This window comes from Pontibacterium sp., assembly GCF_041587635.1.
GTDB lineage: Bacteria > Pseudomonadota > Gammaproteobacteria > Pseudomonadales > Balneatricaceae > Pontibacterium.
The window spans coordinates 1-3,414 of the sequence record NZ_JBFGYC010000442.1 but is presented as its reverse complement, the minus strand read 5'-3'; the positions used below and the strand labels follow the sequence as shown (position 1 = coordinate 3,414).

3 protein-coding genes and 1 pseudogene are annotated in these 3,414 nt (G+C 48.8%); 3 read left to right on the top strand and 1 reads right to left on the bottom strand.

The window, feature by feature from the left end:
• Nucleotides 1–169 precede the first annotated feature (169 nt).
• Nucleotides 170–1,003 (top strand): annotated as a pseudogene (locus tag ABYW01_RS17145) (AI-2E family transporter); the annotation flags it as partial.
• A 37-nt stretch (nucleotides 1,004–1,040) separates the two neighbouring features.
• Here ABYW01_RS17145 and ABYW01_RS17140 read toward each other — a convergent pair.
• Nucleotides 1,041–1,508, bottom strand: coding sequence for a peroxiredoxin (locus ABYW01_RS17140; protein ID WP_372835076.1), 468 nt, complete (start codon nucleotides 1,506–1,508; stop codon nucleotides 1,041–1,043).
• A gap of 180 nt (nucleotides 1,509–1,688) precedes the next feature.
• On the opposite strand from ABYW01_RS17140, the gene dapA reads away from it, so the two are divergent.
• Together dapA and bamC are read left to right on the top strand one after the other, a co-directional pair.
• Entirely contained in the window at nucleotides 1,689–2,564 is an 876-nt protein-coding gene (gene dapA / locus ABYW01_RS17135; RefSeq protein ID WP_372835074.1) for a 4-hydroxy-tetrahydrodipicolinate synthase, read from the top strand.
• A gap of 15 nt (nucleotides 2,565–2,579) precedes the next feature.
• On the top strand, nucleotides 2,580–3,414 hold an 835-nt coding region (bamC, locus tag ABYW01_RS17130; RefSeq protein WP_372835072.1), incomplete at its 3' end, for an outer membrane protein assembly factor BamC.

Below are 3,414 nucleotides of genomic sequence, written 5' to 3'. Positions count from 1 at the left end.
CAGGATCTGGTGAGATAAGACGATTTTCCACTGATCGCCCGCCACTGAAAGTAATACGTCCCACAGAAAATGAACTGACTGAACATAATACGTGGCTGGATGAACTGGACAAGGCAAGTGGCGATCAATGCTTATGGAAAAAATTGAAGTTACAGAATAATTAAACAAGCTTGCTTTGTTGCTGTTTGTCCTGCCGCTTGTTTGGCGTCAGGCGGGTAATCTCTTTAATGAGTTGCCGCGTATCTTGTCGGAGGTTCAGCAGCTCGCACTGTTATTGCCGAAGCAGTACCCGGATATGATCTCGGTAGAGTAGGTCAACGAGTTGATCAATTCTGCGGCTGCAGAGTTATCGAAAGTGGGACAGTGGGTTGTAACCTTCTCTCTTAACTCCATTGGCAGTGTTGTTGCACTGTTGATCTATTTTGTTCTTGTGCCCATTCTGGTGTTCTTCTTCCTGAAAGATGGCAAAGCGCTGTCATCTTGGTGGGCGTCTTTGCTGCCCGCGAAGCGAGAGATGATGACCAAAGTATGGGACGAGATGGACGATCAGATTGCCAATTATATTCGGGGCAAGGTGATAGAGATCTTAATCGTTGGTGTTGCAACCTATGTGGCATTTGCTGTGTTGGGCATCAACTATGCGGCATTGCTGGCTATCATGGTCGGATTGTCAGTCTTGATTCCCTATATTGGTGCGGCGTTAGTGACGTTGCCCGTTGCCCTGATTGCGTTCTTCCAATGGGGCTGGACCAATGAATTTATGGTTCTCATGGCGGCTTACGGCATAATTCAGGCGTTGGACGGCAATGTGCTGGTGCCGTTGTTGTTCTCTGAGGCTGTTAACCTGCATCCAGTCTCTATTATTATTGCTGTCTTGTTGTTTGGTGGTTTATGGGGGTTCTGGGGGGTGTTTTTTGCGATCCCGCTAGCAACGTTGATTAAGGCAATACTCAGTGCTTGGCCAAAAGCACCTAAATTGTCGCAGGATGTGCCAGAGAGTTAATCTGCTGGCACGGAATGAGCCTGTAATTTGTGTTGGGTTACAGGCTTTTCACTGCTTCCAGTACTTCGTCAACATGGCCTTTTACTTTGACCGTACGCCATTCCTTACGCAGTACGCCTTCCTTATCGATCAGGAAAGTTGAGCGATCAATACCCATATATTCGCGTCCGTAGTTTTTCTTTAGCTTAATAACGTCAAAAAGATTGCAGAGTGTTTCATCTGGGTCGCTGATCAGTTCAAATGGAAAAGACTGCTTCGCTTTGAAGTTTTCATGGGCGCGCATACCATCGCGGGACACGCCAAAGATAACAGTATCAAGCTCGCTGAATTCTGCGTACAGGTCCCGAAAATTCTGGCCTTCAGTGGTGCAGCCGGGTGTGCTGTCTTTTGGATAAAAGTAGATAATTACATTTTTTTGGCACAGTTCAGACAGCGTAACAGTCTGTTCGCTGGTGGCGTTAGCGGTGAAATCTGGTACGGCTTGATCAAGTGCTACTGTGCTCATCTGCTTTCCCTATATTTTCAAATGGTTGGATGGCTACTCAAGAGTGTAGAAAATCGTATAGAATATCCAACCCTAATACGATAACAAGTACGATCTGGATTTAAGTAGAGAGCAGATGTACTTGTTGTGGCGGCCCGTAACGGTCGTTACTATAACCTCTCTTACCTTATGGAGATAAAGATGATTACTGGCAGCATTGTTGCTCTTGTTACCCCGATGACATCCAATGGAGATATTGATTGGGACGCCCTGGATAAGGTCGTCGATCTCCATTTGGATAAGGGAACAGGTGCGATCGTTGCGGTGGGTACCACCGGCGAATCAGCAACGCTTGATTGTGACGAGCACTGCCAGGTAATTAAACGGGTGATTAAACGCGTTGCTGGCAAGATCCCTGTGATTGCAGGTACGGGTGCAAACTCGACCTCTGAGGCCATTGAGCTGACTCGTGAAGCGAAAGAAGCGGGCGCTGATGCCTGCCTGCTGGTGACTCCTTATTACAACAAGCCACCTCAGGAAGGTCTTTACCAGCACCACAAAGCGATTGCAGAAGCCGTTGATATCCCACAGATCCTGTATAACGTACCAGGCCGTACTGCATGCGATATGCTGCCTGAGACTGTATGCCGTTTGGCTGAGATTCCAAATATTGTGGGTATCAAAGAAGCGACCGGTGATTTGCAGCGTGCGAAAGAGCTGATTGATGCTGTCCCTGCAGATTTTGCGGTGTATTCCGGTGATGACGCGACTGCGCCGGAACTGATGTTGCTGGGTGGTGTCGGAAATATCTCCGTGACCGCAAACGTGGCACCGGGTGAGATGGCAGAGCTATGTCGTCTGGCGATGGCAGGTGATGTCGAGCAGACACGTGATCTGCAGAATAAATTGATGCCGCTACACAACAGCATGTTTGTTGAAGCTAACCCAATTCCTGTGAAGTGGGCGATGGCTGAAATGGGCCTGATGCAGCAGGGAATTCGCCTGCCGCTGGTTGAGTTGAGCGATCAGTACCACGAAGAGGTACGCGGTGCGCTGCGTACTACCGGTATCATCTAAACGGCCATAACGATTATGAAAAAGGCAGTATCTCTGACGATTTTAGCCTGCGCCCTGCAAACAGGGTGTAGTGTTGTGGAGAATAATCCGATCTATGGTGATAGCGGAATTATCCGTGACCGTAGCCAGGATTATGAAAAAGCCAGTGAAGGAAAAGCGTTGGAGGTGCCGCCTCATCTGCGTACCCGCGAAACCTCACAGGGCATGGCAATTCCTGAGATTAGTCAGGTTGCTACGCAAAGAAGCGGTGATTTCGAAATTCCTCGCCCGGAGTTTTTCTATACTGAAGCCTCCAGCGATAAGGTGAGCTTGTCGCGTGAGGGTGTTGAAAAGCTGATTGTTGTTGAGTCTCCGATCAACGAAGTGTGGCCGAAACTGAAGGATTTTTGGGCGTATAACGGTATCGAGCTGGAAAAGGTTGATGCAAGAAACGCACAGATGGAAACAGTCTGGGTTGAGAATAACGACAGCCGGCTGAGTTTTGTGGACAGTTGGATTAAACGTCTGACTTTCCAGGATGTTGAAGGTCCTGCAAAAGATAAGCTGCGCTTGGAGTTGCGTCCTGACAAAGGCGATCTAACACGCACATCCATCAGCATGAAGCATGTGCGTTATGCTCAGGATCAGGATGATGAAGTGGCTCAGGTTGACTGGGAGAAGTCCGGACAGGATGTCGGTTACAAATCCGACATGATGTACGAAATGCTGCGTTATCTGAGCAAGGCATCCGACAAGGAAGATGCGCCAACCCTGACGAAACTGGGGCAGGACACTGGCGGGCGCACTGAGCTGGGTCGAGATTCTCGCGGTAATCCTGTGCTGAAGGTAGAGGATTCTACCGATAAGGCCT